The 24,095-nt window shown below is 72.2% G+C and carries 28 protein-coding genes; 20 read left to right on the top strand and 8 right to left on the bottom strand.

The features are described 5' to 3' along the window. The first annotated feature begins 31 nt into the window (after positions 1 to 31). The 11 genes from SM793_RS29260 to SM793_RS29210 all read left to right on the top strand — a co-directional run bounded on the left by SM793_RS29260 (position 32) and on the right by SM793_RS29210 (position 7,876). The gene (locus SM793_RS29260) at positions 32 to 385 is read left to right on the top strand and encodes a histidine triad nucleotide-binding protein (protein WP_320441311.1); all 354 of its coding nucleotides are present in this window, start codon (positions 32 to 34) and stop codon (positions 383 to 385) included. A gap of 3 nt (positions 386 to 388) precedes the next feature. Then, the gene (locus SM793_RS29255; protein WP_320441310.1) at positions 389 to 1,309 is read left to right on the top strand and encodes a ribonuclease Z; all 921 of its coding nucleotides are present in this window, start codon (positions 389 to 391) and stop codon (positions 1,307 to 1,309) included. Between the two features lie 295 nt (positions 1,310 to 1,604). Next, positions 1,605 to 2,627 (top strand): PhoH family protein, encoded by a 1,023-nt coding sequence (locus SM793_RS29250; protein ID WP_320441331.1) that lies wholly within the window; start codon positions 1,605 to 1,607, stop codon positions 2,625 to 2,627. Between the two features lie 14 nt (positions 2,628 to 2,641). Continuing rightward, positions 2,642 to 3,136 carry an rRNA maturation RNase YbeY gene (gene ybeY / locus SM793_RS29245; protein WP_320441309.1) on the top strand — a complete coding sequence of 165 codons (495 nt, stop codon included), beginning with the start codon at positions 2,642 to 2,644 and terminating at the stop codon, positions 3,134 to 3,136. 19 nt (positions 3,137 to 3,155) lie between these two features. Beyond that, positions 3,156 to 4,481 (top strand): hemolysin family protein, encoded by a 1,326-nt coding sequence (locus SM793_RS29240; protein WP_320441308.1) that lies wholly within the window; start codon positions 3,156 to 3,158, stop codon positions 4,479 to 4,481. A gap of 33 nt (positions 4,482 to 4,514) precedes the next feature. Continuing rightward, positions 4,515 to 4,751, top strand: coding sequence for a hypothetical protein (locus tag SM793_RS29235; protein WP_320441307.1), 237 nt, complete (start codon positions 4,515 to 4,517; stop codon positions 4,749 to 4,751). Positions 4,752 to 4,809: 58 nt separating this feature from the next. Next, positions 4,810 to 5,349, top strand: a complete 540-nt coding sequence (locus SM793_RS29230) for a DUF4383 domain-containing protein (protein WP_320441306.1) — start codon at positions 4,810 to 4,812, stop codon at positions 5,347 to 5,349. A 103-nt stretch (positions 5,350 to 5,452) separates the two neighbouring features. Continuing rightward, a complete protein-coding gene (locus SM793_RS29225; protein ID WP_030395781.1) occupies positions 5,453 to 5,806 on the top strand; it encodes a cytidine deaminase in 354 nt (117 codons plus the stop codon). Between the two features lie 126 nt (positions 5,807 to 5,932). Then, positions 5,933 to 6,091: a hypothetical protein gene (locus tag SM793_RS29220; RefSeq protein WP_157855342.1), complete on the top strand. Its 159-nt coding sequence runs from the start codon at positions 5,933 to 5,935 to the stop codon at positions 6,089 to 6,091. Positions 6,092 to 6,146: 55 nt separating this feature from the next. After that, positions 6,147 to 7,076: a GTPase Era gene (gene era / locus SM793_RS29215; RefSeq protein WP_320441305.1), complete on the top strand. Its 930-nt coding sequence runs from the start codon at positions 6,147 to 6,149 to the stop codon at positions 7,074 to 7,076. 86 nt (positions 7,077 to 7,162) lie between these two features. Then, on the top strand, positions 7,163 to 7,876 hold the full coding sequence (locus SM793_RS29210; RefSeq protein WP_320441304.1) for an alpha/beta fold hydrolase: 714 nt from the start codon (positions 7,163 to 7,165) through the stop codon (positions 7,874 to 7,876). A gap of 115 nt (positions 7,877 to 7,991) precedes the next feature. On the opposite strand, the gene SM793_RS29205 is transcribed toward SM793_RS29210, so the two are convergent. Beyond that, positions 7,992 to 8,258 carry a protealysin inhibitor emfourin gene (locus SM793_RS29205; protein WP_030395784.1) on the bottom strand — a complete coding sequence of 89 codons (267 nt, stop codon included), beginning with the start codon at positions 8,256 to 8,258 and terminating at the stop codon, positions 7,992 to 7,994. 67 nt (positions 8,259 to 8,325) lie between these two features. Then, positions 8,326 to 9,348: a M4 family metallopeptidase gene (locus tag SM793_RS29200; protein WP_320441303.1), complete on the bottom strand. Its 1,023-nt coding sequence runs from the start codon at positions 9,346 to 9,348 to the stop codon at positions 8,326 to 8,328. A 370-nt stretch (positions 9,349 to 9,718) separates the two neighbouring features. Between SM793_RS29200 and leuA the strand changes: the two genes are divergently transcribed. The 4 genes from leuA to SM793_RS29180 all read left to right on the top strand — a co-directional run bounded on the left by leuA (position 9,719) and on the right by SM793_RS29180 (position 14,405). After that, positions 9,719 to 11,515 carry a 2-isopropylmalate synthase gene (gene leuA, locus SM793_RS29195; RefSeq protein ID WP_320441302.1) on the top strand — a complete coding sequence of 599 codons (1,797 nt, stop codon included), beginning with the start codon at positions 9,719 to 9,721 and terminating at the stop codon, positions 11,513 to 11,515. A gap of 279 nt (positions 11,516 to 11,794) precedes the next feature. After that, positions 11,795 to 12,448, top strand: a complete 654-nt coding sequence (locus SM793_RS29190; RefSeq protein WP_320441330.1) for a TerB family tellurite resistance protein — start codon at positions 11,795 to 11,797, stop codon at positions 12,446 to 12,448. Between the two features lie 360 nt (positions 12,449 to 12,808). Further along, on the top strand, positions 12,809 to 13,555 hold the full coding sequence (recO, locus tag SM793_RS29185; protein WP_045938468.1) for a DNA repair protein RecO: 747 nt from the start codon (positions 12,809 to 12,811) through the stop codon (positions 13,553 to 13,555). Between the two features lie 4 nt (positions 13,556 to 13,559). Then, the gene (locus SM793_RS29180) at positions 13,560 to 14,405 is read left to right on the top strand and encodes an isoprenyl transferase (RefSeq protein ID WP_320441301.1); all 846 of its coding nucleotides are present in this window, start codon (positions 13,560 to 13,562) and stop codon (positions 14,403 to 14,405) included. 146 nt (positions 14,406 to 14,551) lie between these two features. Here SM793_RS29180 and SM793_RS29175 read toward each other — a convergent pair whose 3' ends face one another. Genes SM793_RS29175 through SM793_RS29160 form a run of 4 tightly spaced genes read right to left on the bottom strand, consistent with a single transcriptional unit; the run spans position 14,552 to position 17,751 of the window. Beyond that, positions 14,552 to 14,962 carry a Fur family transcriptional regulator gene (locus SM793_RS29175; protein WP_045938470.1) on the bottom strand — a complete coding sequence of 137 codons (411 nt, stop codon included), beginning with the start codon at positions 14,960 to 14,962 and terminating at the stop codon, positions 14,552 to 14,554. Between the two features lie 35 nt (positions 14,963 to 14,997). Further along, positions 14,998 to 15,918 carry a metal ABC transporter permease gene (locus SM793_RS29170; RefSeq protein ID WP_320441300.1) on the bottom strand — a complete coding sequence of 307 codons (921 nt, stop codon included), beginning with the start codon at positions 15,916 to 15,918 and terminating at the stop codon, positions 14,998 to 15,000. Continuing rightward, positions 15,915 to 16,721: a metal ABC transporter ATP-binding protein gene (locus tag SM793_RS29165; RefSeq protein WP_320441299.1), complete on the bottom strand. Its 807-nt coding sequence runs from the start codon at positions 16,719 to 16,721 to the stop codon at positions 15,915 to 15,917. Before SM793_RS29165 ends, SM793_RS29170 begins: the two co-directional genes overlap by 4 nt. A 13-nt stretch (positions 16,722 to 16,734) precedes the next feature. Further along, positions 16,735 to 17,751 (bottom strand): metal ABC transporter substrate-binding protein, encoded by a 1,017-nt coding sequence (locus SM793_RS29160; RefSeq protein ID WP_320441298.1) that lies wholly within the window; start codon positions 17,749 to 17,751, stop codon positions 16,735 to 16,737. A 191-nt stretch (positions 17,752 to 17,942) separates the two neighbouring features. Here SM793_RS29160 and SM793_RS29155 point away from each other — a divergent pair, with 191 nt between their 5' ends. Both SM793_RS29155 and SM793_RS29150 read left to right on the top strand, forming a co-directional pair. Beyond that, a complete protein-coding gene (locus SM793_RS29155; RefSeq protein ID WP_320441297.1) occupies positions 17,943 to 19,325 on the top strand; it encodes a glycine--tRNA ligase in 1,383 nt (460 codons plus the stop codon). 201 nt (positions 19,326 to 19,526) lie between these two features. Continuing rightward, positions 19,527 to 20,072, top strand: a complete 546-nt coding sequence (locus SM793_RS29150; protein WP_320441296.1) for a hypothetical protein — start codon at positions 19,527 to 19,529, stop codon at positions 20,070 to 20,072. A 119-nt stretch (positions 20,073 to 20,191) separates the two neighbouring features. Here the strand turns inward: SM793_RS29150 and SM793_RS29145 are convergent, their stop codons facing one another. Beyond that, positions 20,192 to 21,544: a hypothetical protein gene (locus tag SM793_RS29145; protein ID WP_320441295.1), complete on the bottom strand. Its 1,353-nt coding sequence runs from the start codon at positions 21,542 to 21,544 to the stop codon at positions 20,192 to 20,194. A 190-nt stretch (positions 21,545 to 21,734) separates the two neighbouring features. Continuing rightward, positions 21,735 to 22,325: an NADAR family protein gene (locus SM793_RS29140; protein WP_320441294.1), complete on the bottom strand. Its 591-nt coding sequence runs from the start codon at positions 22,323 to 22,325 to the stop codon at positions 21,735 to 21,737. A 208-nt stretch (positions 22,326 to 22,533) separates the two neighbouring features. On the opposite strand from SM793_RS29140, the gene SM793_RS29135 reads away from it, so the two are divergent. The 3 genes from SM793_RS29135 (at position 22,534) to SM793_RS29125 (ending at position 23,996) form a co-directional block, all read left to right on the top strand. Then, complete coding sequence (locus tag SM793_RS29135) at positions 22,534 to 23,016, top strand: VOC family protein (protein ID WP_320441293.1); 483 nt, start codon at positions 22,534 to 22,536, stop codon at positions 23,014 to 23,016. Between the two features lie 174 nt (positions 23,017 to 23,190). Then, on the top strand, positions 23,191 to 23,730 hold the full coding sequence (locus tag SM793_RS29130; protein ID WP_320441292.1) for an RNA polymerase sigma factor: 540 nt from the start codon (positions 23,191 to 23,193) through the stop codon (positions 23,728 to 23,730). Further along, positions 23,727 to 23,996, top strand: coding sequence for a hypothetical protein (locus SM793_RS29125; RefSeq protein WP_320441291.1), 270 nt, complete (start codon positions 23,727 to 23,729; stop codon positions 23,994 to 23,996). Before SM793_RS29130 ends, SM793_RS29125 begins: the two co-directional genes overlap by 4 nt. Positions 23,997 to 24,095: the final 99 nt, after the last annotated feature.

The following is a 24,095-nucleotide window of genomic DNA, read 5'->3' as shown; positions in this document are numbered from 1 at the left end:
ACCAGCAGCAGCATCCCGCGAGGAGATCCCGATGGCCGGCGAGCCGCAGCCCGACTGCCTGTTCTGCAAGATCGTGGCGGGCGAGATCCCGGCCACCGTGGTCCGCAAGACCGACCGGACCCTCGCCTTCCGCGACATCGCCCCGAAGGCCCCGGTGCACGTCCTGGTGATCCCGCACGCCCACTACCCGAACGCGGCCGCGCTGGCCGACGCGGAGCCCGACGTCGCCGGCGAGCTGCTCGCCGAGGCGGGCCGGGTCGCCGCGGACGAGGGCGTCGAGGACTACCGGCTGATCTTCAACACCGGCGCCGGCGCGGGCCAGACCGTCTTCCACGCGCACGTCCACCTGCTCGGCGGCACCTCGATGACCGAGCGCATGGTCTAGGCAGTGTCGCAGCGCGAACTCGTCGTCCTCGGGACCGCGAGCCAGGTCCCGACCCGGCACCGCAACCACAACGGCTACCTGCTGCGCTGGGACGGCGAGGGCCTGCTGTTCGACCCCGGCGAGGGGACCCAGCGGCAGATGCTGCGCGCCGGGGTCTCGGCCACCCAGCTCACCCGGATCGCCGTCACGCACTTCCACGGCGACCACAGCCTGGGCCTGGCCGGGGTGATCCAGCGGATCAACCTGGACCGGGTCCCGCACCCGGTGGACATCTACTTCCCGGCCTCCGGCGAGGTGTACTTCGAGCGGCTGCGGTACGCCACCGCCTACCACGAGACGGCCGTGCTGCGGCCCCGCCCGATCGAGGCGCCGGGCCCGCTGCCCGCGCCCGGCGCCCGCTTCGCGCTGGAGGCGGTCCGGCTCTCGCACCCCGTCGAGTCCTTCGGCTACCGCCTGAGCGAGCCGGACGGCCGCCGGCTGGTGCCCGAACGGCTGGCCGCCCTGGGCATCGCCGGCCCCGACACCGGCCGGCTCCAGCACCGGGGCGCGATCGAGGTGGACGGCCGGCGGGTCCTCCTGGAGGAGGTCAGCGAGCCGCGGCCCGGACAGCGGTTCGCCTTCGTCATGGACACCCGGCTCTGCGAGGGCGTGTACGAGCTCGCCGAGCGCGCCGACCTGCTGGTCGTCGAGGCCACCTTCTCCGACGCCGACGCCGGGCTCGCCGAGGACCACGGCCACCTCACCGCCGGCCAGGCCGCCAAGGTCGCCGCGGAGGCGGGCGTCCGCACCCTGGTGCTGACCCACTTCTCGCAGCGCTACCCCGACCTCGGCCAGCACCTCGCCGACGCCCGCAAGCATTTCGACGGGCCGATCGTGCTTGCCGAGGACCTCGCCCGGGTACCAGTACCGCCCCGGCACAGATGAGGCGCCCACCCGTCAGGGCCGCGGTGAACAGCGTGGAAAACCGCTCGCGCCGCCGGGCGTTCTGCCGCAGCATCGTCGGGTGCGGCCCCGCCGCCCGCCGCGGCGATCACATGCGCGGCGTACCCTGGTGCCCCGGAAGGACCGAGCGGCACACGAGACACGGATGGGATGAGGCAGGCCCCAGCGCCGACCTATGAGTGACACATCGCAGACCCGTTCCCACGGACGGCCGCGCCCCGAACCGGCCGAGGACGGCCGTGTCAGCGCCCGGATCGTCATCCCCGAGAAGCATCCGATGGTCACCCTGCTCGGTGCCACCGACTCGCTGCTGCGGGTGATCGAGCAGGGCTTCCCCGCCGCCGACATCCACGTCCGCGGCAACGAGGTGACCGCGACCGGCGAGCGCGCCGAGGTGGCCCTCGTCAAGCAGCTGTTCACCGAGATGATGCTGGTGCTGCGCACCGGCCAACCCCTCACGGAGGACTCCGTGGAGCGTTCCATCGCCATGCTCCGCAGCGCCGTCGACGACCCGGACAGCCCGGCGCCGTCGCAGGTGTTCACCGCGAACATCCTGTCCAACCGCGGCCGGACCATCCGTCCGAAGACCCTCAACCAGCAGCGCTACGTCGACGCCATCGACAAGCACACGATCGTCTTCGGCCTCGGCCCGGCCGGCACCGGCAAGACCTACCTCGCGATGGCCAAGGCCGTCCAGGCCCTCCAGGCCAAGGAGGTCAACCGGATCATCCTGACCCGCCCGGCCGTCGAGGCGGGCGAGCGGCTCGGCTTCCTGCCCGGGACCCTCTTCGAGAAGATCGACCCGTACCTGCGGCCGCTGTACGACGCGCTGCACGACATGATGGACCCCGACTCCATCCCGCGGCTGATGGCCGCCGGGACCATCGAGGTCGCGCCGCTCGCCTACATGCGCGGCCGCACCCTCAACGACGCCTTCATCATCCTCGACGAGGCCCAGAACACCTCGCCCGAGCAGATGAAGATGTTCCTCACCCGCCTCGGGTTCAACTCCCGGGTGGTCGTCACCGGCGACACCAGCCAGATCGACCTCCCGGGCGGCACCCGCAGCGGCCTCAAGGTCGTCCAGGAGATCCTGGTCGACGTGCCCGACATCCACTTCTCCGTCCTCACCAGCACCGACGTGGTCCGCCACAAGCTGGTCGGCCGGATCGTGGACGCCTACGAGCGCTGGGACGCCGACCAGGAGGCCCAGGAGACCGAGGAGCGCCGCCTCCCGGTCAAGTCCGCCCAGCGGCGCGGCTCACGCGCACCCCGACAGTCCCACCGCACCGAAAGCTGAGTAACCAGCCCGTCATGTCGATCGACATCGCCAATGAGTCCGGTTGGGACGTCGACGAGGAGTCCGTCCTCGCCGTCGCCCGCTACGCCCTGGACAAGATGCGGATCCACCCGCAGTCCGAACTGTCCGTGATCCTCGTGGACGGGGCGGCGATGGAGGAGCTGCACATCCAGTGGATGGACCTCCCGGGCCCCACGGACGTGATGTCCTTCCCCATGGACGAGCTGCGCCCCGGCAAGGAGGGCGAGGAACTGCCGCAGGGGCTGCTCGGCGACATCGTGCTCTGCCCCGAGGTCGCCGAGCAGCAGGGCAAGGAGGCCCCGTCCAAGCACTCGATGGACGAGGAGCTGCAGCTGCTCACCGTCCACGGCGTGCTGCACGTGCTCGGTTACGACCACGAGGAGCCGGACGAGGAGGAGGAGATGTTCGGCCTCCAGAAGGCGATCCTGGACGGCTGGCGGGCCGAGCGGGGCCTCGGCGGCATCTCCCCGGCCCCCACCACCCACTGAGCGCGGAGCCCGAACCCCAGTGAGTGGTGAAAGTACGAGTTTCATCCTCGGCGCGGTCGCGCTGGTCGTGCTCGGCTGGCTGGCCGCGTGCGCCGAGGCGGGCATCTCCCGGGTGTCCCGGTTCCGGGCCGAGGAAGCGGTCCGGTCCGGGCGCAGGGGCTCGGCCCGGCTGCTGGCGCTGGCCTCCGACCCGATCCGCTACCTCAACCTGGCCACCCTGATCCGGGTGGCCAGCGAGATGGCGGCGGCGGTGCTGGTCACCGTGGTGTGCGTGCGCAACATCGACACGACCTGGCAGGCCGTGCTGCTGGCGTTCGGCGTGATGGTGCTGGTGTCCTTCGTGGCGGTGGGGGTCTCCCCGCGCACGATCGGCCGCCAGCACCCCCTCACCACCGCCACCGCGGCCTCCTTCGTGCTGCTGCCGCTGGCCCGGATCCTCGGCCCGATCCCGAGGCTGCTGATCCTGCTCGGCAACGCCCTCACGCCCGGCAAGGGCTACCGGGAGGGCCCGTTCGCCTCCGAGGCGGAGCTGCGGGCCCTGGTCGACCTGGCCGAGAAGAACGACGTCATCGAGGACGAGGAGCGCCGGATGGTGCACTCCGTCTTCGAGCTGGGCGACACCATCGTCCGCGAGGTGATGGTGCCGCGCACCGACCTGGTGATGATCGAGCGGCACAAGACCGTCCGCCAGGCGCTGACCCTGGCGCTGCGCTCGGGCTTCTCGCGGATACCGGTGGTCGGCGACAACGAGGACGACGTGGTCGGCATCGTCTACCTCAAGGACCTGGTGCGCCGCACCCACATCAACCGGGACTCCGAGTCGGACGAGGTCGGCGCCGTGATGCGCCCGGCGGTGTTCGTCCCGGACTCCAAGCCCGCCACCGACCTGCTGCGCGAGATGCAGAAGATGCGCTCGCACGTGGCGATCGTGATCGACGAGTACGGCGGCACGGCCGGCCTGGTCACCATCGAGGACATCCTGGAGGAGATCGTCGGCGAGATCACCGACGAGTACGACCGGGAGATCGCGCCGGTGGAGGACCTCGGGGACGGCTCGTACCGGATCACCGCCCGGCTGCTGGTCGAGGACCTGGGCGAGCTGTTCGGGATCGAGCTGGAGGACGAGGACGTCGAGACGGTGGGCGGTCTGCTGGCCAAGCACCTGGGCCGGGTGCCGATCCCCGGCTCCTCCTGCGCGATCCCGCTGCCCGAGGAGGTCCCGGGCGGCCTGACCGCCATCCGCCTGACCGCCGAGAGCTCCGCCGGCCGCCGCAACCGCATCGGCTCCGTCGTCGCCGCCCCGGTGCGGGCCGCGGCGGATCCGGCGCACGGGGCCGACGAGTAGCGGTCGGGTACGTCCGGGGCGACCATGGAAGGCATGAGTCACCAACTTCGCGCGGAGTACGGCCCGCAGGGGGCGGCGGGCGGGGTCAAGGTCTGGCACGTCGTGCGGGAGGGGGATCCGGCCGTGGCGCTGTGCGGCCGGAACATGCCCGCCGAGGTGGAGACCCGGCCGGAGCAGGAGTGGGGGACCGGGCTCCGGTGCTGTCAGCAGTGCGGTTCGCTGTACATGCACGAGGTGCCGCACATGCAGGGGAGCCATCCCTACAGCTAGGCGGGGCCAGGGCCCGACAACAAGAAGCCGAGGCACTACGACCGAGTCGGAGGTCGCCATGAAGTTGCAGGACGAATTGCCCGTCGACCACAGGCTGCTGCTGGTGTGGCGGATCGGGGCGGGGCTCGGCGGGGTCTTCCTGATCGTGTTCGGCTGCCTGGGGCTGGCCGACCACCCGGGATTCCTGTCCACCGAGGGCAACGACGTCGCGGGTATGTCCACCAACGGCGCGCTGAGCGTCCTGTCCATCGTGATGGGCGGGGTCCTGGTGGTCGCCGCGGTCATCGGCGGCAACGTCGCCGCCAATGTGAACATGGCGGTCGGCGTGCTGTTCGTGCTGTCCGGGTTCTACGGGCTGACCGTGCTCGGCCGCTCGGACGCCAACATCCTGAACTTCGGGATCCACAACGTGATCTTCGCCTTCGCCTTCGGCGTGGTGATCACCACCTTCGGGATGTACGGACGGGTCAGCAGCCACCTGCCGCACGACAACCCGTACTGGCGCAAGCGGGCGGCGGACGAGGAGCCGATGCCCTCCGGTCCCAAGACCTTTGTGAAGGTGATCCGGCCCGGTCCGCCCAACCCGGTCGGCCACTGAGGGCCCCGGTCGGTCATTGATACTGAGGGCCCCGGTCGGACATTGATTGAGGGCCCCGGACGGTCACTGAGGGCCCCGGTCGGCGGGGCCTATGCTCCTGGGCATGAGTGACATCGTCGAGCTGGACCCCGAAGACAAGAAGATCATCACCCTGGCCCGCTCCGCTCGCGCCCGCAACGGCGTCCCGGAGGGGGCCGCGGTGCGTGACGAGACCGGCCGGACCTACGTGGCCGGGACGGTCGCGCTGGAGTCGCTGCGGCTGAGCGCGGTGCAGACGGCGGTGGCGATGGCGGTCGCCAGCGGTGCGAAGTCGCTGGAGGCGGCGGCCGTGGTGTCCGAGGCCGAGCAGCCCGCCGAGGCCGACCTCGCGGCCGTGCGGGACCTCGGCGGCGCGGGTACCCCGCTGCTGCTGGCCGGGCCGGACGGGGTGCTGCGGGTCTCGGTCGAGGCCCGCTGAACGCTCGCGGCACGGCCGGTGCCCGGGGTTCGCGCCCCGGGCGCCCGTGCGTTCGGACACCCTCGGGCCGGGCGGATAATCTCACCGGGGACGGGCGGGGAGCCCGCGCGGTGAGGGGGCTGGGCGATGGGGCCGTACGCGTTCTTCGCGGGACTGCTGCTGGGTGTGATGGGCATGGGGAAGTGGCAGGAGACCGGCTCGCCGTTCTGGCTCTGGGGCTCGGTCTCCTTCCTGCTGATCGTCCTCGGCTGGGGGCTGGGCTCGCTGTTCGGCGGTAAGAAATGACCGGCCCGGACGCCGGTGGCGGTCCCCTCGCGGGTGATCAGGGAGAATGGGGTCCATGAGTGCCCCTTCCTCCTCGTACCGCTCCGGCTTCGCGTGTTTCGTCGGCCGGCCCAACGCGGGCAAGTCGACCCTGACCAACGCTCTGGTGGGGACGAAGGTCGCGATCACCTCCGACCGCCCGCAGACCACCCGGCACACCGTTCGCGGCATCGTGCACCGCCCGGACGCCCAGCTGGTGCTGGTCGACACCCCCGGCCTGCACAAGCCGCGCACCCTGCTCGGCGAGCGCCTCAACGACCTGGTCCGCAGCACCTGGGCCGAGGTCGACGTGATCGGCTTCTGCCTGCCCGCCGACCAGAAGCTCGGCCCCGGCGACAAGTTCATCGTCAAGGAACTCGCCGAGATCAAGAAGACCCCCAAGATCGCCATCGTCACCAAGACCGACCTGGTCGACTCCAAGCGGCTCGCCGAGCAGCTGATCGCCGTCCACCAGCTCGGCGCCGAGCTGGGCTTCGAGTGGGCCGAGATCATCCCGGTCTCCGCGGTCGGCGACAAGCAGGTCGACCTGGTCGCCGAGCTGATCACCAAGCTGCTCCCGGAGGGCATGCCGCTCTACCCGGACGGCGACCTCACCGACGAGCCCGAGCAGATCATGGTGGCCGAGCTGATCCGCGAGGCCGCCCTGGAGGGCGTCCGCGACGAGCTGCCGCACTCGCTGGCCGTCGTGGTCGAGGAGATGCTGCCGCGCGAGGGCCGACCGGCCGACCGGCCGCTGCTCGACATCCACGCCAATGTGTACATCGAGCGGCAGAGCCAGAAGGCGATCGTCATCGGCGCCAAGGGCGCCCGGCTCAAGCACGTCGGCACCACCGCCCGCAAGCACATCGAGGCGCTCCTCGGCACTCCGGTCTACCTGGACCTTCACGTCAAGGTGGCGAAGGACTGGCAGCGGGACCCGAAGCAGCTGCGCAAGCTCGGGTTCTGACCGGCGGCGGGTTCGGTGCGACGGCGGGTGCCCGGCCGACGGCGGGTTCCCGCCCGACGGCGGGGCGGGGCGGCGAGGGGGCGGGGATGAAGCTGAACACGCGTGAGTGGGGCACCGGCGACCGGGTGGCGCTGCTGGTCCACGGGATCATGTCCGACCACCGCAGCTGGCGGTCGGTCGGCCCGGCACTGGCCGGGCTCGGCTACCGGGTGATCGCGGTCGACCTGCGCGGCCACGGCGCCAGCCCGCGCGGGGAGGGCGCCGCCCCGGTGGACCGCTACGGTCCCGAGCACTACGCCCAGGACCTGGTGGACACCCTGCCGGCGGGCGCGGACCTCGCGATCGGCCACTCCCTCGGCGCCCTGACCCTGCTGCACGCGGTGGACCGGCTCCGGCCGGCCCGGGTCGTCTACTCCGATCCGGCCTGGCGGTTCGTCCGGCCCGGCCTGTTCGACCCGGCCGTGTTCACCCAGTTCAAGGCGGCCACCCGGGAGCAGATCGGCGCGCTCAGTCCACGCTGGGCCGCGGCGGACGTCGAGGTCGAGCTGTCCACCCTCGCCGCCTGGGACCCGGACACCGCGCTGGCCCTCTCCGCCCTCGCGGACCGGGCCGCGCTGCCCGGCGCCCCGGTGGTGCCGTCCCTGGTGCAGCTGGCCGACAACAGCTGGCTGATCGGGCCCGAGGACGCCGCGACGCTGCGCGGCCTGGGCTACGAGGTCCGTACGGTGCCCGGTGCCGGGCACACCATCCACCGGGACGACCTCCCGGGTTTCCTGGCCTCGCTCGACGGCTGGCTGTGACGACCGTGCTGACGGCCGTGGTGACGGCCGTGGTGACGGTCGTGGTGATGGCTGTGCTGATGGTCGTGGTGATGGCCGGCTTCCCCGGCCGTGGTGCCGACCGGGCGGAGGCCGGTCAGGCGCCCTCGCGCAGGACCAGCGAGACCAGTTCCCGCTGGGACTCGGTGAGCTTGGGGTCCGCGCAGTGCACCGTGCGCCCGTCGACGGTGATCGCGTAGTGGTAGCCGTCCGGCACCCCGTAGGAGGGCGCGCGCAACCCGCCCGCGACGGCCTCGCGGGCGAGCGCGTGCACGTGCGGGGCGTCCACCCGCTCGGTGGTGTCGAGCTCAGCGCGGCGGACGTGTCCCGCGAGGCCGCCGGTCCGGGTCACCTGGATACGCATGGTGTCCATGGTGCTACCCAGGGATGGCGTTTGCCGGTGTTTTTCCGGACCTTGACCCAATCGGCACTCAGGTCGGGCTGATGCCGACCTTCGCCCAGGACGCGGTCACCGTGTCGGCGACCTCCGGCTCCGGGTAGCGGGCCCTGGCGGCCGCCACGGTGGCCCGGGCGAAGGCCGTGAAGTCGGCGTCGGCGGGCAGTCGCCGGCCGGTCAGCGCGTCGTACCAGATCTGGCCCGCGCGCTCCCAGGACCGGCCGCCGAGCGCGGTGGCGAGCAGGTAGAACGCGTGGTTGGGGATGCCCGAGTTGATGTGCACGCCGCCGTTGTCCTGGCCGGTGCGCACATAGTCACGCATGTGCGCGGGCTGGGGGTCCTTGCCGAGCCGGGGGTCGTCGTACGCGGTGCCCGGCTCCTTCATCGAGCGCAGCGCCACGCCCTGCACCCCGGGGGCGAGCAGGCCCGCGCCGATCAGCCAGTCCGCCCCGGCGGCGTCCTGGAGCAGCGCGTACTGCTTGACCAGGGAGCCGAAGACGTCGGAGACCGACTCGTTGAGCGCGCCGGGCTGGTCCCGGTACTCCAGGCCCGCGGTGAACTGGGTGACGCCGTGGGCGAGCTCGTGGCCGATGACGTCGATACAGGCGGTGAAGTCGCCGAACACCTCGCCGTCACCGTCGCCGAAGACCATTCGCCGGCCGTCCCAGAAGGCGTTGTCGTAGTCCTGGCCGTAGTGGACGGTGGCGTCCAGGCGCAGGCCCAGGTCGTCGATGGAGTGCCGGCCGTAGACGGCGGAGAACAGGGTCCAGGTCGCGCCGAGGCCGTCGTAGGCGTGGTTGACGGACTGGTCCGGGACGGCGCCCTCGCCCTCCCGGCGGACGGTACGGCCGGGCAGGCGCTCGCGGTGCGCGGCGTCGGAGACCACCCGCTCCAGCCGGTCGGCGGCGGCCCGGGCGGGCAGGGCGGCGGTGAGCCGCGCGGCCCGGTGCGCGGCGTCGAGGGCGAGGGAGCGGGAGGCGGGCTCGTGACCGTCTTCGGCGAGACGGTCCAGGACGTACGGCGGAACGATCGCGCAGAGCGTCGGTTCGGCTGTCATGTGGCCCAGGGTGAGGCATTGATGACGTGTTGTCACCGGCGCGGACCGGGATTTCGCGCCGCTCGGGCCCGGCCGCGCGCCGCCGGGGGCCGTCTCAAGGGGTGGGAAGACCGCCCGGGCCGCTTCGGGGTCGTACGGCGCTGGGCTAGGCTGGACCGCATCATGCGCATCGGGCTGCTTCTTCTTAGCTGCCGCGTCGAGGGCCTGTAGTCCACCAAGGGCCGGCTTCCCTCGCCGCGGGGACTGTGCTGCGCGCTGATTTCGGGCGATCCGGGAACGGGTCGTGAGCGGCAGCAGGCCGGCCGAGTCGGGTGACACCTCACCCCGACCCGCCCGCACCACGCATCACAGGAAGCCGAGACTCACCTCCATGACCGAGCAGAGTTCCGCCGCGCCCATCCCTGCCGCTCGCGCCTTCGTCGACCGTCCGACCCCGATCACCGCCGCCTCGGTACGCCAGCGGCCGTCCGGGATGCGGCACGGCCGCTACCTGCCGTTCGGCGCCGTCGACCTGCCGGACCGCACCTGGCCGGACCAGGTGATCACCAAGGCGCCGCGCTGGCTGTCCACCGACCTGCGGGACGGCAACCAGGCGCTGATCGACCCGATGTCCCCGGCCCGCAAGCGCAAGATGTTCGACCTGCTGGTGGCCATGGGCTACAAGGAGATCGAGGTCGGCTTCCCGTCGTCCGGGGCCACCGACCACGCCTTCGTGCGCTCGCTGATCGAGGAGGGGGCGATCCCGGAGGACGTCACCATCTCGGTGCTGACCCAGGCGCGTGAGGAACTGATCGAGAAGACCGTCGAGTCGCTGGTCGGGGCGCCGCGGGCGACCGTGCACCTGTACAACGCGACCGCGCCGCTGTTCCGCCGGGTGGTGTTCCGCAACGACCGGGCGGCGACCAGGGCGATCGCCGTCGACGGCACCCGGCTGGTGATGGAGTACGCCGAGAAGCTGCTGGGCGACGACACCGCCTTCGGCTACCAGTACTCGCCGGAGATCTTCGTCGACACCGAGCTGGACTTCGCGCTGGAGGTCTGCGAGGCGGTGATGGACGTCTGGCAGCCGGGCGAGGGCCGCGAGATCATCCTGAACCTGCCGGCCACCATCGAGCGGGCCACCCCGAACGTCCAGGCCGACCAGTTCGAGTGGATGTCGCGCAACCTGTCGCGCCGGGAGTTCGTCTGCCTGTCGGTGCACCCGCACAACGACCGGGGCACCGCCGTGGCCTCCGCCGAACTGGCCTACATGGCCGGCGCCGACCGGATCGAGGGCTGCCTGTTCGGGCAGGGCGAGCGGACCGGCAACGTCGACCTGGTGACCCTGGGCATGAACCTGTTCTCGCAGGGCGTCGACCCGCAGATCGACTTCTCCGACATCGACGAGGTCCGCCGCACCGCCGAGTACTGCAACCAGATGGAGGTGCACCCGCGCCACCCGTACGCCGGTGACCTGGTGTACACCTCCTTCTCCGGCTCCCACCAGGACGCCATCAAGAAGGGCTTCGACGCCCTGGAGGCGGACGCCGCCGCCGCGGGCGTGCCGGTCGGGCAGCACACCTGGGGCGTGCCGTACCTGCCGATCGACCCGAAGGACGTCGGCCGCACCTACGAGGCGGTCATCCGGGTCAACAGCCAGTCCGGCAAGGGCGGGGTGGCGTACGTCCTGAAGAACGACCACAAGCTGGACCTGCCGCGCCGGATGCAGATCGAGTTCTCCCGGATCATTCAGGCCAAGACCGACGCCGAGGGCGGCGAGGTCACCCCGGCCGAGATCTGGCGGGCCTTCGAGGACGAGTACCTGCCGACCACGGACAACCCGTGGGGCCGGATCTCGCTGACCGGTTCGCGCTCCCTGACCACCGAGGACGGCCGGGACGAGCTGACCGCCCACGCGGTGGTGGACGGGGCGACGGTCAGCCTGGCCGGCACCGGCAACGGCCCGGTCTCGGCCTTCGCGAACGCGCTGGCGCAGATCGGCGTGGACGTCCGGGTGCTGGACTACGCGGAGCACGCGCTGAGCGAGGGCGGCGACGCCCAGGCCGCCGCGTACGTGGAGTGCGCGGTGGACGGCCGGGTGCTGTGGGGCGTCGGGATCGACGGCAACACCGTGCTGGCCTCGCTGAAGGCGATGATCAGCGCTGTCAACCGGGCGCAGCGCGGTTAGTTCGTACGGGTAAAAGTGGTCGGGCCGTCCCTGCGGGGCGGCCCGGCGGCGTTCCCGGACGTCGCGGGGCGGTCGTCCGGCCGGGGGCGCTCCGGCTGTGTCCTGCGCCACATTTTTTGCCGGATCGGGCCGTTCGAGGTACTGACACGTGTCGGCAACCGTGGCAACATCGTCCCACCGGTAAGCCGGGTCGGTGGGACGGCCCGGTGGCCGGTCGCGTGACCTGCCCATTGTTGTGCAGGCCGCCTGCCATGTCTGGGGAGTGGCGCCGTGACAGGGATGTGGGGTGTTCGCCCGAGGTGGCGGACCGATGTTCTCGGTGACTTCTTCTGCCCGGGCTGCGGCGGGGACCGCAACTACCGCCGGCAGCACGGCCGGCGGTGGCTGCGGCTGCTGGGGACCCCGGTGCTTCCGCTCGGACCGGTGATCGGCAGCGTGCAGTGCACCAGCTGCCACGGCCGGTTCGGGGTGGAGAGCCTGGAGCAGCCCACCTGCGTGCGCCTGGGCGGGATGCTGCGCGACGCGCAGTACACCGTCGCGCTGTCCATGCTGGCGGCCGGTGGCACCGCCCACCGGGCGGCCCGTGAGGCGGCCTGCGGGGCGGTCCGGGACGCCGGCTTCGAGGACTGCGGCGAGGCGCAGGTGCTGGCGGCCCTGGCCGCGCTGTCCGGTCTCGGCGGCGAGCTGTACGACGCGCACGGCATGTCGGGCGGGCTGGCCGTGGAGCTGCACGCGGCCCTGGAGCCGCTGGCGCCGCACCTGGCCCGGCCGGGCCGGGAGCGGCTGCTGCTGCAGGGGGCGGCGATCGCCCTGGCCGACGGCCGGTACCGCCCGCAGGAGCGGGAGGCGCTGGCCGCGATCGGGCGCTGTCTGGACCTGCCGCACGCGCGGGTCGGGGCGCTGCTGGAGGCGGCGACCCGGGCGCCGTACTAGCGTTCCGGTCCGGTCGTCCCTGCTCCTCTGATCCTTCCGGCGGATCCGTTCGCCGGACGCACCCACCGAACCTGTCCGCCGAACGCACCCGCCGAACCCATCCGCCGGACCCGTTCGCCGGACACCCCGGCGACTCCTCGCTCCCCTCTCCGTCGACACCTCCTCCCCCTGACCCCCACAACCGGGCCCCCTCCGCCCCCGGCCCCGCCCGGCGGCGTCCCCACGGCCGGGGCCCGCCGTGACCCGCACCGCTCGGCGAGCCCCCACCGCCCCGGTGCGGGCACACGGCTGTCCGCCGCTGGGGGACAATGGTGGGATGTCCACACTGTTCCAGGCCCGCCGCGGCGGTGAGGCGGGCGCATGAGTCTCTTCCGCGACGACGGCGTGGTCCTCCGGGCGCAGAAGCTCGGCGAGGCGGACCGGATCATCACCCTCCTCACCCGCCACCACGGCAAGGTGCGCGCGGTGGCGCGCGGGGTGCGCAAGACCAAGTCGAAGTTCGGCGCGCGCCTGGAGCCGTTCTCGCACGTGGACGTGCAGTTCTTCAGCCGGAACAGCGAGCTGATCGGCCGCGGCCTGCCGCTCTGCACCCAGGTGGAGACGATCGCCCCGTACGGCGGCTCGATCGTCACCGACTACGGCCGGTACACCGCGGGGACGGCCATGCTGGAGACGGCGGAACGGTTCGCCGAGAACGAGGGCCAGCCGGCCGTCCAGCAGTACCTGCTGCTGGTCGGCGGCCTGCGCACGCTGGCCGCCGGGGTGCACGAGTCGCACCTGGTGCTGGACGCCTTCCTGCTGCGCTCGCTGGCGGTGAACGGGTACGGCGCGACCTTCGACGACTGCGCCAAATGCGGGATGGAGGGACCCAACCGGTTCTTCTCGCTGCAGGCCGGCGGCGTGCTCTGCCCGGACTGCCGCGTGCCCGGATGTGCCGTACCCTCCCCTGAGACACTGGTACTGCTCGGCGCGTTGTTGTCAGGGGACTGGCAGACGGCGGACGCCTGCGAGCCGAGGTACTGGCGGGAAGGCAGCGGACTGGTCGCGGCCTATCTGCAGTGGCACCTGGAGCGGGGTATCCGCTCGATGAGATACGTGGAGAAGTGAGCACATGGCAGCGCGACGGCTCTTCGGCGGCGGCAAGCAGAGGGAGTACCTCCCCCCGACCCCGCACCCCAGCGGCGCCCGGCCCCCGAAGATCCCCGGTGAGCTGGTCCCGGGCCATGTCGCGATCGTCATGGACGGCAACGGCCGTTGGGCCAAGGAGCGCGGGCTGCCGCGCACGGAGGGCCACAAGGTCGGCGAGTCCGTCGTGCTGGACGTGCTCAAGGGCGCGATCGAGCTCGGCGTGAAGAACATCTCGCTCTACGCGTTCTCCACCGAGAACTGGAAGCGCTCACCCGACGAGGTGAAGTTCCTGATGAACTTCAACCGCGACGTCATCCACCGCCGCCGCGACGAGATGGACGCGATGGGTGTGCGGGTGCGCTGGGCCGGCCGGATGCCCAAGCTGTGGAAGAGCGTCGTCCAGGAACTCCAGGTCGCCGAGGAGCAGACCAGGGACAACGACGCCGTCACGCTGTACATGTGCGTCAACTACGGCGGTCGGGCCGAGATCGCGGACGCCGCGGCGGCGATCGCGGCCGATGTCGCGGCGGGCCGGCTGGACCCGAAGAAGGTCAACGAGAAGACCCTCACCAAGTACCTGTACCACCCGGACATGCCGGACGTGGACCTGTTCCTGCGTCCCAGCGGCGAGCAGCGGACGTCGAACTTCCTGCTCTGGCAGTCGGCCTACGCGGAGTTCGTGTTCCAGGACGTGCTCTGGCCCGACTTCGACCGCCGTGACCTGTGGCGGGCCTGTGAGCAGTACGCGAGGCGCGACCGGCGGTTCGGCGGGGCGCTCCCGAACGAGGCGTCGGCCGAGCTGGGTACCGAGGTGCCGGCGCAGCGTTGAGTGGGGCGCGGCGTTGATTCGGCGCTGTGTTGAGTGGGTGCGGCGCTGAGTCGGCGCTGTGTTGAGCCGGTGTGAAGGCGAGCCGGTGTGTGCGGAGAAGGGCCCGTGGGAGGTGACTCCCCGCGGGCCCTTCGGCGTACCGATGCTCAGACCTTCGCGGCGCACTCCGCGCAGGTGCCGAAGATCTCCAGGGTGTGCGCGATGTCGCTGAACCCGTGCTCGGCGGCGACCGAGTTGGCCCAGCGCTCGACGGCCGGACCCTCGACCTCCACGGTGGCGCCGCACTGGCGGCAGACCAGGTGGTGGTGGTGCCCGCTGCTGCACCGGCGGTAGACGGCCTCACCGTCGGCGGTGCGCAGGACGTCCACCTCGCCGGCGTCGGCGAGCGACTGGAGCGTCCGGTAGACGGTGGTCAGACCGACCGAGTCCCCCCGGTGCTTCAGCATGTCGTGGAGCTCCTGGGCGCTGCGGAAGTCCTCGATCTCGTCCAGGACCGCCGAGACGGCGGCGCGCTGCCGGGTCGATCGGGCTCGCGGCGACGGGCCTGCGGTGGTCACCGTGGGTCCTCCTGCTGGTGTGGGCGACTGGCACCTCATTGTGCCAGCCCCGCACCGGGCGCCGGAGTGGTCGCGTCGACCCGCTCCGGACCGGGCAGTCGGACGTCGCAGACCTGCGGTCCCAGCTCCGGGGTGTCGCGGTGGCGGCGGCGCGCGAGGGGTGCGGCGATCGCGCCGAACACCGCGAACACGATGATGGCCAGCAGCACGATGGCCGGGCCCGAAGGCACGTCCAGCTGGTAGGAGCCGGTGACGCCGGCCAGGGCGACGAGCACGCCGACGGCGATCGAGCCGGCCTGGGTGGCGGCGAAGGAGCGGGTGAGCTGCTGGGCGGCCGCGACCGGAACCACCATCAGGGCGCTGACCAGCAGCAGGCCGACCACCCGCATGGCGACGGTGACGGTGACCGCGGCCATCACCGCGAGCAGTAGGTTGAGCAGGCGCACCGGGACGCCGGTGACCCGGGCGAAGTCCTCGTCCTGGCAGATCGCGAACAGCTGGCGGCGCAGGCCGAGGGTGACGGCGACGACGACGGCGCCGAGCGCGCCGATGGTGGCCAGGTCGGCGGGGGAGACGGTCAGGATGGAGCCCCAGAGGTAGCTCTCCAGCGAACCGGCGCCGGCCTGGGCGGACTTGGAGACCAGCAGTTTGCCGCAGGCCATGCCGCCGTAGAAGAGCATCGCGAGGGCGATGTCGCCGCGCTGGTTGCCGCGCGCGCGGACCAGTTCCATGGTGACGGCGCCGAGCACGCAGACCACCACGGCCATCCAGACCGGGCTGGTCTGGAAGATGAAGCCGAGGCCGACGCCGGTCATCGCGACGTGGCCCATGCCGTCGCCCATCAGTGCCTGCCGCCGCTGCACCAGGTAGATGCCGACGGCGGGGGCGGTGATGCCGACCAGCACGGCGGCTATCAGCGCCCGCTGCATGAAGTCGTAGCTGAGCATCTCGGTCATGACAGCAGTCCCCGGGGTCGGTCGTGTTCGTGGCCGTGGTCGGCGTGCGGGTGGACGTGGTCGTGGCCCGGAAGGGCGTGCAGACCGGTGTTGGGAACGGGCGGGCCGTCGTGCGCGACGCAGCCGTCGCGCAGCACCACGGCCCGGTCGATCAACGGTTCCAGCGGCCCGAGTTCGTGCAGCACCAGCAGGACGGCGGCGCCGCGCGCGACCTCGGCGCGCAGGGTGTCGGCGAGCACCTGCTGGCTGGCGGCGTCCACCCCGGCCATCGGCTCGTCCATGATCAGCAGATCGGGGGCGCCGGCCAGGGCGCGGGCGATCAGCACTCGCTGCTGCTGGCCGCCGGAGAGGTCGGCGACCCCGTCCCGGGCCCGGTCGAGCATGCCGACGGCGGTCAGCGCGCGGTCCACGGCGGCGCGGTCCGCGCGGCGGAACGGCAGCAGCCGGTGCAGGGGCAGCCGGCCGGTGGAGACGACCTCCCGGACGGTGGCCGGGACGCCGGAGGCGGCGGTGGTGCGCTGCGGCACGTAGCCGATCCGGTGCCAGGCGCGGAACCGGGCGAGCGGGGTGCCGAACAGTTCGAGCGTGCCGCGCTCCAGCGGGACGGCCCCGGTGACGGCCTTGACGGTGGTGGACTTGCCGGAGCCGTTGGCGCCGAGCAGGGCGACCACCTCGCCGGGGCGGACGGTGAGGTCGACGCCGCGCAGCACCGGCCGTCCGCCGCGCGAGGCGACGGCGTCGTGGAGGCGGACGGCCGGGTGGGCCGGGGTCGTCGGGCGGGCCGGGGGTGTCGGGGAGGTCATGCCGGTGGTCCCGTCAGCTGATGGGTGCGGCGGGCGCGGTCGGCGCGTCGGTGCCGAGGGCGGTCCGTAGGTTGGCCAGGTTCTGCCGCATGACCGAGAGGTAGTCGTCCTTGGCCGGGTCCTTGACACCCTCCAGCGGGTCGAGGACGGCGGTCCTGAGGCCGAGGTCCTTGGCGACGGTGTCGGCGAGCTTGGGGCTGACCAGGGTCTCGAAGAAGATCGTGGTGACGCCGTTCTCCTTGGCGGCCTTCTGGACGTCGGCGAGGCGGGCCGGGGTGGGCTCGGACTCGGGGTCGACGCCGTTGATGGCGACCTGGGTGAGGCCGTAGGCCCCGGCGAGGTAGCCGAAGGCGGCGTGGCTGGTGACGAACGTGCGGTTGCGGACGTCCTTCAGTCCGTCCTTGAACTCCTGGTCCAGGGCGGTGAGCCGGCCGACCAGCTCGTCGGTGTTCTTCCGGTAGTCCTCGGCGTGGGCCGGGTCGGCCTTGGCGAACTCGGCGCCGACGCTCCTGGCCACCGCCGCGTAGCGGGTCGGGTCGAGCCAGATGTGCGGATCGCCGGCGGCCCCGTCGTGGTCGTGGCCGTCGTGGCCGTCGTGCCCGTCGCCGCCGTGGTCGTGCCCGTCGGCCTCGGTGTGGCCCTCGGCGAGGTGGTGGTCCTCCAAGGGGGCGGCCGCGGTGGCGTCGACCTTGTGCTGGGAGCCGGAGCCGGCGACCGCCTTGTCGACGGTGGGCTGCAGGCCCTTGAGGTAGACGATCGCGTCGGCCTTCTTGACCGCCCCGACCTGCTTGGCGGTGAGTTCGAGGTCGTGCGGCTCGACGCCGGCGGCGGTGAGGTCGGTGACCTTCACGTGCTCGCCGCCGATCCGGCCGGCGAGGAACTCCATGGGGTAGAAGGACGCGACGACGTTCAGCTTGCCCGCCGCGCCCTGGGCGCCGCCACTGCTGCCGCAGGCCGTCAGCGTGAGGCCCGCGGTGAGGGCGGTGGCGGTCAGGGCTATGGCGCCGCGAGTACGTCGTCGGATCATCATGACAACCATTCTCAGATTAGATGGAAATGATTGTCAAATCACTCGGACGGGTGAACGAGTGGTGACGGTGAGTGGGCCGGTGCCGGAGATACCGATTTGAACCGCGTACCCATATGGCCGGTAACCTGAGGTATTCGGGTACGCGCAACCAGCCGTGCCCTGACCGTGCCGTACGTACTGAAGAGAGCACTGTGGCAGCCGACAAGATCGAGACGATCGTCAGCCTGAGCAAGCGCCGTGGCTTCGTCTACCCCTGCAGCGAGATCTACGGCGGCACGCGTGCCGCCTGGGACTACGGTCCGCTGGGCGTCGAACTCAAGGAGAACATCAAGCGCCAGTGGTGGCGTGCGATGGTCCAGGCCCGTGAGGACGTCGTCGGACTCGACTCGTCGGTGATCCTGGCCCGCGAGGTCTGGGAGGCCTCCGGCCACGTCCAGACCTTCAACGACCCGCTGACCGAGTGCCTCTCCTGCCACAAGCGCCACCGGGCCGACCACCTGGAGGAGAAGTACGAGGCCAAGCACGGCTTCCCGCCGCCGAACGGCCTCCAGGACATCAACTGTCCGGACTGCGGCACCAAGGGCCAGTTCACCGAGCCCAAGGACTTCTCGGGCATGCTGAAGACCCACCTCGGTGTCACCGAGGAGGCGAGCGGCCTGGCCTACCTGCGCCCGGAGACCGCCCAGGGCATCTTCACCAATTTCAAGGCCGTCCAGACCACCTCGCGCAAGAAGCCGCCGTTCGGCATCGCCCAGGTCGGCAAGAGCTTCCGCAACGAGATCACCCCCGGCAACTTCATCTTCCGGACGCGTGAGTTCGAGCAGATGGAGATGGAGTTCTTCGTCAAGCCGGGCGAGGACGAGCAGTGGCACGAGTACTGGCTCCAGCAGCGCTGGGACTGGTACGTCGGCCTCGGCCTGCGCACCGACAACATGCGCCTGTTCGAGCACCCGAAGGAGAAGCTCTCCCACTACGCCAAGCGCACGGTGGACATCGAGTACCGCTTCAACTTCGGCGGCACCGAGTTCTCCGAGCTGGAGGGCATCGCCAACCGCACCGACTACGACCTCACGGTGCACAGCGAGGCCTCCGGCCAGGACCTCAAGTACTTCGACCAGGAGTCCGGCGAGCGGTACTTCCCGTTCGTCATCGAGCCGGCGGCGGGCCTCAACCGCGCCATGCTGGCCTTCCTGATCGACGCCTACTTCGAGGACGAGGCGCCGAACGCCAAGGGCGTCCTGGAGAAGCGCGTCGGCATGCGGCTCGACCCGCGGCTGGCCCCGGTCAAGGTCGCGGTGCTGCCGCTGTCGCGCAACGCCGACCTCTCGCCGAAGGCCCGCGGCCTGGCCGCCGACCTGCGCACCGCCTGGAACGTCGAGTTCGACGACGCCGGTGCCATCGGCAAGCGCTACCGCCGCCAGGACGAGATCGGCACGCCGTTCTGCGTGACGGTCGACTTCGACACCCTGGAGGACAACGCGGTGACCGTGCGCGAGCGCGACACCATGACGCAGGAGCGCGTCTCGCTCGACCAGGTGAAGTCCTACCTGGCGGCGCGACTCATCGGCTGCTGACGTCGGCGGGCCCGTGCCCGCGGTCTTCCGTGCGAACCCCCGTTCGCCCCGGTTTCCCCGGGGCGGGCGGGGGTTCCGCGTTCGGGGGTGCTGATTCCGGAGCGCCGGCCCCGGAGTCGCCGCTTCGGGTCCGGCCGCCGTGACGATCGGCTAATCTCCGCTCCGGGCCGTCGGACCGGCCCCGGCTGCGGGGAGGCAGGGATGGCAGATCCATGGGCGATCGCGTCGGGTGTCGGTGCCCTGGCTTCGGTCGCGGGGGCCTGGGCGGTCTACCGGGGACAGACCCGGCAGGTGGACTTCGAACTCGCCCGGACGCTCCACCTCGACCTGACGAGCGGTGAAGTGGCGCTGGCCCGCTACGTCCTGGTGTCCTTCCGCCGGGGGCAGCACCCGTACGGGCCCGAGGTGCTCGCGGCCTACTTCACGATGCTCTGGTGCTTCGAGCGCGTCCTCCAGGGCCGGCGGTCCATGATCCGGTCGCCGCTCGACCGGGTCCGGCGCAGCTCTCCCGTGCGCTTCCTCGACGAGGCCCTCGCCATGCACGTGGCGAGTTGGGAGAGGAACCTGCCGGAGATCCGGCGCCGGCTGAACGAGGCCCTGGCCGAGGCGCACGGGGACGAGCTGCGCGACCGGGGCCTCACCGCCAAGTTCGAGGCGCTCGCCCGGGCGCTGCGCTCGGCCGGCGTCATGCCGCCGCCGGTCCCCGTCGCCCTTCCCCCGCAGGGGGAGTCCGCCCCGGCCTCGTGAGGGGTTTCGGCACCCGCCCCGAGCGATCGGCCTTGCTCGCTCGATCGGGGGCGGGTGCGGGTGCGTGTGCGGGTGCTGGACGGGCGGGGCAGGTGCCTCCGATCGGGCCGGCCCGGGTCTCAGCGGCGGCCCCAGCGGGAGCGGGGGCGGTTGGCCAAGGTGGTGGGAAGACCGGCGGTACGGAGCGCGGCGAGGGTGGTGCGGTGCTGCCCGGGGTCCGCGAGCAGCGGTGTGAGCAGCGCCTCGTAGAGGTCGGTCCGACCGGCCAGCGCGCCGGCCAGCCGGACCAGTTCGGCCGGTGGGCGCAGCGTCGCCAGCTCGCCCAGCAGCAGGGCGGGCAGGGGTGCGGGCAGCGTGGTGGCCAGGGCGGTGAGGTCGCCGGTGGGACGGCCGGCGGCCTGGCGCAGCAGGGTGCGGGCGTCGGCGGCGCGGTCCGCCCGGTGCAGGGCGGTGGCGAGGGCGGCCAGCTCGGCGGTCGGGGCGGAACCCCATTCCCAGAGCAGGGTGGCGCCGTCGGCGTGCTGCCCGGCCCGTTCCAACCCGTCCAGCAGGGCAGGCAGGTCGGCGGCCGGGCAGGAGCGCAGCGCGTTGAACAGGTCCCCGGCCTCCTCGGCGAGCCCGGTCCGGCGCAGTTCGGCGAGGGTGGCGGCGGCGTGGTGGGGGCTGCCGTGGACGGCGCTGCGGGCGAGGTGGAGGGAGGCGCTGGTCGGTCCCCGGTGGGCGAGCCGGGCGGCCAGCGCGGCGGTGTCCTCCGGGGTGAGGTGCTCGGCGGCCTGGCCGAGGATGTCGGCGGCCTCGGTCGGGGACGCGTTCCGGTACAGGCCGGTGATGCGCTCGGCGAGGGCGGCGAGCTCACCGGGGGAGCGGTGGCGTGGCGGTGCGGGTGCGGGTGCGGGTGCGGGTGCGGGTGCGGGTGCGGGTGCCGGGGACGGTGCCGGTGCAGGCCCGGGTGCGGACGTGGGCCCGGCTGAGGGGGCGGGGCCGGTGGGTGTGGGGTAGGCGCTGCCGTCTGCCGGGGCTTGGCCGATGTCGTGGTGGACGGGGTGGTGAACGTCGTAGTGAACGTTGTTCTGGCCGCCGTTCGCGGTGCCCGCGCCGGTGTCGGTGGTGAAGCCGTCCATGGCCGGGTGGGCCGAGCCCGCTCCGGGCCGGTCCTCGCCCTCGATCCGTGGCGACGGCTGCCGCAGCTGGTCTTCCAGGGACTTCAGCCGGTCGCTCAGTTCCAGGCAGCGTGCACCCAGCCCTTCGCGCAGCGTCCGCGCCTGCGCCAGCTGCCGCAGCAGCTCGCCGTCCACCCGTTGCCGGTCGGGCAGCGACCGGACGGCTTCGGCGAGCCGCCGCTCGCGTTGTACCGCGTACTGTCTGGCACGCAGTAATTCGTCCAACTGGCCTCTGAGTTCGAGAGCGTCCTGCTCGCTCGCGCCGATGCCCGCGTCCGGGACGGGGGGCTGTTCCGTGTGCCGTGTACGCATGATCACCGCAACCTGTCCAACTTGACCCTGACGGCCAGTCATCCTGGCGTTGGAATACGGCGCTGGAGTTACGGCAGTGCGTCCACAGTCTTGCGAGTGGTGTCCGGGGGCGCATGGGGCGCACGGATCGTAGGCGACCCGGCGCGCGCTCGCTATCCGTGCGCCCCATGGCCGGAGGCGCCGACCAGGCTCACTGCTCGGTCGCGGCGAGCCGGGCGCGGGCCTCCATGAGGGCGAAGCCGAGCAGGTTCTCGCCGCGCCACTCGGCGGGCCGCTCGGCGCGCTCGTTCTCCGCGCCGAGGCCGATGCCCCAGATCCGGTCGAGCGGACTGGCCTCCACCAGGACCCGCCGGGCGGTCGACAGCAGGTAGGTGCGGAGCCCGGCGTGGCCACCGAACTTGGCGACGTTGCCCGTGACGACCAGTTCGAAGCGGCCCGCACGCCAGACGGCGTCGTCGAAGCCGCGGACCTGGCGGCCCAGCTTCTTCGCCTCGGCTGCGCTCGGCGCGGCCAGGATCAGGGCGAGCGTCCCGCTGTCGTCGAACATTCGGGCCTTGCCCGCCATCATCCAGTGCTCGGCGGTCCGGTACTCCACGCCGTCGACGGTGAACGGGTGGTCGGGCCACCACTGGCTCAGTACACCGGGGCCGAACGACCCGTCCGGCTGCGGCTGATGACCCCAGAACAGCAGCCACTTGGTCGGCGCGCCGGCCGTCACGGCTGCGGTCAGGGTGGCGCGGTCGCGGGCGTCTACGGGATCGATCGTGAGTTCGTCGCTCATATCGTCATGCTGACACAAAGGGGTCGGCCGCGGCGAGCGGGTTTCCCGTCGGGGAGCGGGGCGATCCGCGGTGATCGCTGTCCGGCGTGAAGGCGACAAGCGCAGGTCCAGCGCGGGGTGGGCACTGATGTCGCCGGTCCTGAAATGAAGGCGGGGCCATCGCAGTTGTCGGTGGGGTCGCCTTCCGCTTTCCGCCAGAGGAGCCGAAATGTCCCAGCCGTCCGAGACCTCTCCCGCCGTGCGTGAACTCCGCCTGGTGGTCACGGCCGCCGACTACGAGCAGGCGCTGCACTTCTACCGCGACGTCCTCGGCCTTCCCGAACGAGCCGCCTTCGCCTCGCCCGACGGGCGGGTCACCATCCTGGAGGCCGGTCGCGCGACCCTGGAGATCGCCGACCCGGGCCACGCCGACTTCATCGACGAGGTAGAGGTCGGCCGACGCGTCGCAGGCCACCTGCGGGTCGCCTTCCAGGTCGACGACTCCGCCGCGACCACCGCCGAGCTCGCCGCCGCCGGCGCCCAGGTGATCGCCGAACCCGTCCGCACCCCCTGGAACTCCCTAAACTCCCGCCTCGAAGCGCCCGGCGCCCTCCAGCTCACCCTTTTCACCGAACTCGGCGACAGCGGCGAGGCCGGTGGAGGCGGCGGGATCAGTGGAGGCGGCGCGGTCGGCGCCCCGGCCACGGAGTGACCTCCGGTCGCGAGGGGTGAATCCTTTCCGGGGGTCGCCGCCTCTTATGAACGGCTTCGGTGAGGACCGGGGCGGACGAGGAGGTTGTGACGATGATCTGGGCGGCTGTGGCGGTCGGTGTGCTGCTGGTCGGGGCGTGCAGCGTGACGGTGCTGCGGAAGTGGGGGCGGCGGCGTGGCTGAGGTGCGGGAGTGGCCGACGAGTTCGGTGGTGGCCGCGGCGCAGGACGGTGATGTGGAGGCGATCGCCGCGCTGGTCTCGGGGGCGCATCCGCATGTGCGGCGGTTCGCGCGGTCGCTCTGCGCCACGCCGGAGGACGCCGAGGACGCGGCGCAGGAGGCGCTGATCATCCTCTACCGGAAGATCGGAATGCTGCGGGCGACCGGAGCGCTGGCCTCGTGGATGTTCCGGATCGTGCGGAACGAGTGCCTGCGGCGGGCGCGTTCGGCGCTGTGGGAGCGTCCGGCGGCCGGGGTGGCGCCGTACCGGTCGGCCGAGGACGAGGTGCTGGGGCGGCTGGAGGCCGCGCGGGTGGCGGAGGCGATCGCGGCGTTGCCGGAGGATCAGCGGCGGGTGCTGGTCATGCGGGACGTCCAGGGGCTCAGCGGGCGGCTGGTCGCCGATGTGCTGGGACTGAGCACCGCGGCCATGAAGTCGCGGTTGCACCGGGCGCGCGCGGCGGTCCGGGCGGTCACCGTCGGAGGGGAGTGGTGAAGGGCGACGCTTCGGGGTACGCCAGTCGGACGGTGGCCGGGCATCTGGTGCGGGGCGGGGTCGGATTCGGCGCGCTGGTGGGGGCGTTCGTGCTGCTGCCGTTCGCCGGACCGGTGGCGCTGCTGCTGTTGCCGCTCGGGCTGGTCGCCCTGCGCGGGTGTCCGACCTGCTGGGTGATCGGGCTGCTGGAGACGGTGTCCCGGGGGCGGCTGCGGCGTGAGTGTGTCGACGGGCGGTGCGAGTTGCGTCCCGCCGGGACCGACTAGGCCCGGGGGGGGGGGGGGGGGGGGGGGGGGGGGGGGGGGGGGGGGGGGGGGGGGGGGGGGGGGGGGGGGGGGGGGGGGGCGGGGGGGGGGGGGCGGGGG

This window comes from Kitasatospora purpeofusca (assembly GCF_034043715.1).
Lineage (GTDB): Bacteria > Actinomycetota > Actinomycetes > Streptomycetales > Streptomycetaceae > Kitasatospora > Kitasatospora purpeofusca_A.
Note: the sequence above shows the minus strand (reverse complement) of the source record. Positions and strands in the feature narration are given on the sequence as shown.

Coding starts and splice junctions, on each gene's coding strand:
- SM793_RS29260 (WP_320441311.1), top strand. CDS start 32: ATGGCCGGCGAGCCGCAGCCCGACTGCCTGTTCTGCAAGATCGTGGCG.
- SM793_RS29250 (WP_320441331.1), top strand. CDS start 1,605: ATGGTCACCCTGCTCGGTGCCACCGACTCGCTGCTGCGGGTGATCGAG.
- ybeY (WP_320441309.1), top strand. CDS start 2,642: ATGTCGATCGACATCGCCAATGAGTCCGGTTGGGACGTCGACGAGGAG.
- SM793_RS29235 (WP_320441307.1), top strand. CDS start 4,515: ATGAGTCACCAACTTCGCGCGGAGTACGGCCCGCAGGGGGCGGCGGGC.
- SM793_RS29230 (WP_320441306.1), top strand. CDS start 4,810: ATGAAGTTGCAGGACGAATTGCCCGTCGACCACAGGCTGCTGCTGGTG.
- SM793_RS29225 (WP_030395781.1), top strand. CDS start 5,453: ATGAGTGACATCGTCGAGCTGGACCCCGAAGACAAGAAGATCATCACC.
- SM793_RS29220 (WP_157855342.1), top strand. CDS start 5,933: ATGGGGCCGTACGCGTTCTTCGCGGGACTGCTGCTGGGTGTGATGGGC.
- era (WP_320441305.1), top strand. CDS start 6,147: ATGAGTGCCCCTTCCTCCTCGTACCGCTCCGGCTTCGCGTGTTTCGTC.
- SM793_RS29210 (WP_320441304.1), top strand. CDS start 7,163: ATGAAGCTGAACACGCGTGAGTGGGGCACCGGCGACCGGGTGGCGCTG.
- SM793_RS29205 (WP_030395784.1), bottom strand. CDS start 8,258: ATGCGTATCCAGGTGACCCGGACCGGCGGCCTCGCGGGACACGTCCGC.
- SM793_RS29200 (WP_320441303.1), bottom strand. CDS start 9,348: ATGACAGCCGAACCGACGCTCTGCGCGATCGTTCCGCCGTACGTCCTG.
- leuA (WP_320441302.1), top strand. CDS start 9,719: ATGACCGAGCAGAGTTCCGCCGCGCCCATCCCTGCCGCTCGCGCCTTC.
- SM793_RS29190 (WP_320441330.1), top strand. CDS start 11,795: ATGTGGGGTGTTCGCCCGAGGTGGCGGACCGATGTTCTCGGTGACTTC.
- recO (WP_045938468.1), top strand. CDS start 12,809: ATGAGTCTCTTCCGCGACGACGGCGTGGTCCTCCGGGCGCAGAAGCTC.
- SM793_RS29180 (WP_320441301.1), top strand. CDS start 13,560: ATGGCAGCGCGACGGCTCTTCGGCGGCGGCAAGCAGAGGGAGTACCTC.
- SM793_RS29170 (WP_320441300.1), bottom strand. CDS start 15,918: ATGACCGAGATGCTCAGCTACGACTTCATGCAGCGGGCGCTGATAGCC.
- SM793_RS29165 (WP_320441299.1), bottom strand. CDS start 16,721: ATGACCTCCCCGACACCCCCGGCCCGCCCGACGACCCCGGCCCACCCG.
- SM793_RS29160 (WP_320441298.1), bottom strand. CDS start 17,751: ATGATGATCCGACGACGTACTCGCGGCGCCATAGCCCTGACCGCCACC.
- SM793_RS29150 (WP_320441296.1), top strand. CDS start 19,527: ATGGCAGATCCATGGGCGATCGCGTCGGGTGTCGGTGCCCTGGCTTCG.
- SM793_RS29145 (WP_320441295.1), bottom strand. CDS start 21,544: ATGCGTACACGGCACACGGAACAGCCCCCCGTCCCGGACGCGGGCATC.
- SM793_RS29140 (WP_320441294.1), bottom strand. CDS start 22,325: ATGAGCGACGAACTCACGATCGATCCCGTAGACGCCCGCGACCGCGCC.
- SM793_RS29135 (WP_320441293.1), top strand. CDS start 22,534: ATGTCCCAGCCGTCCGAGACCTCTCCCGCCGTGCGTGAACTCCGCCTG.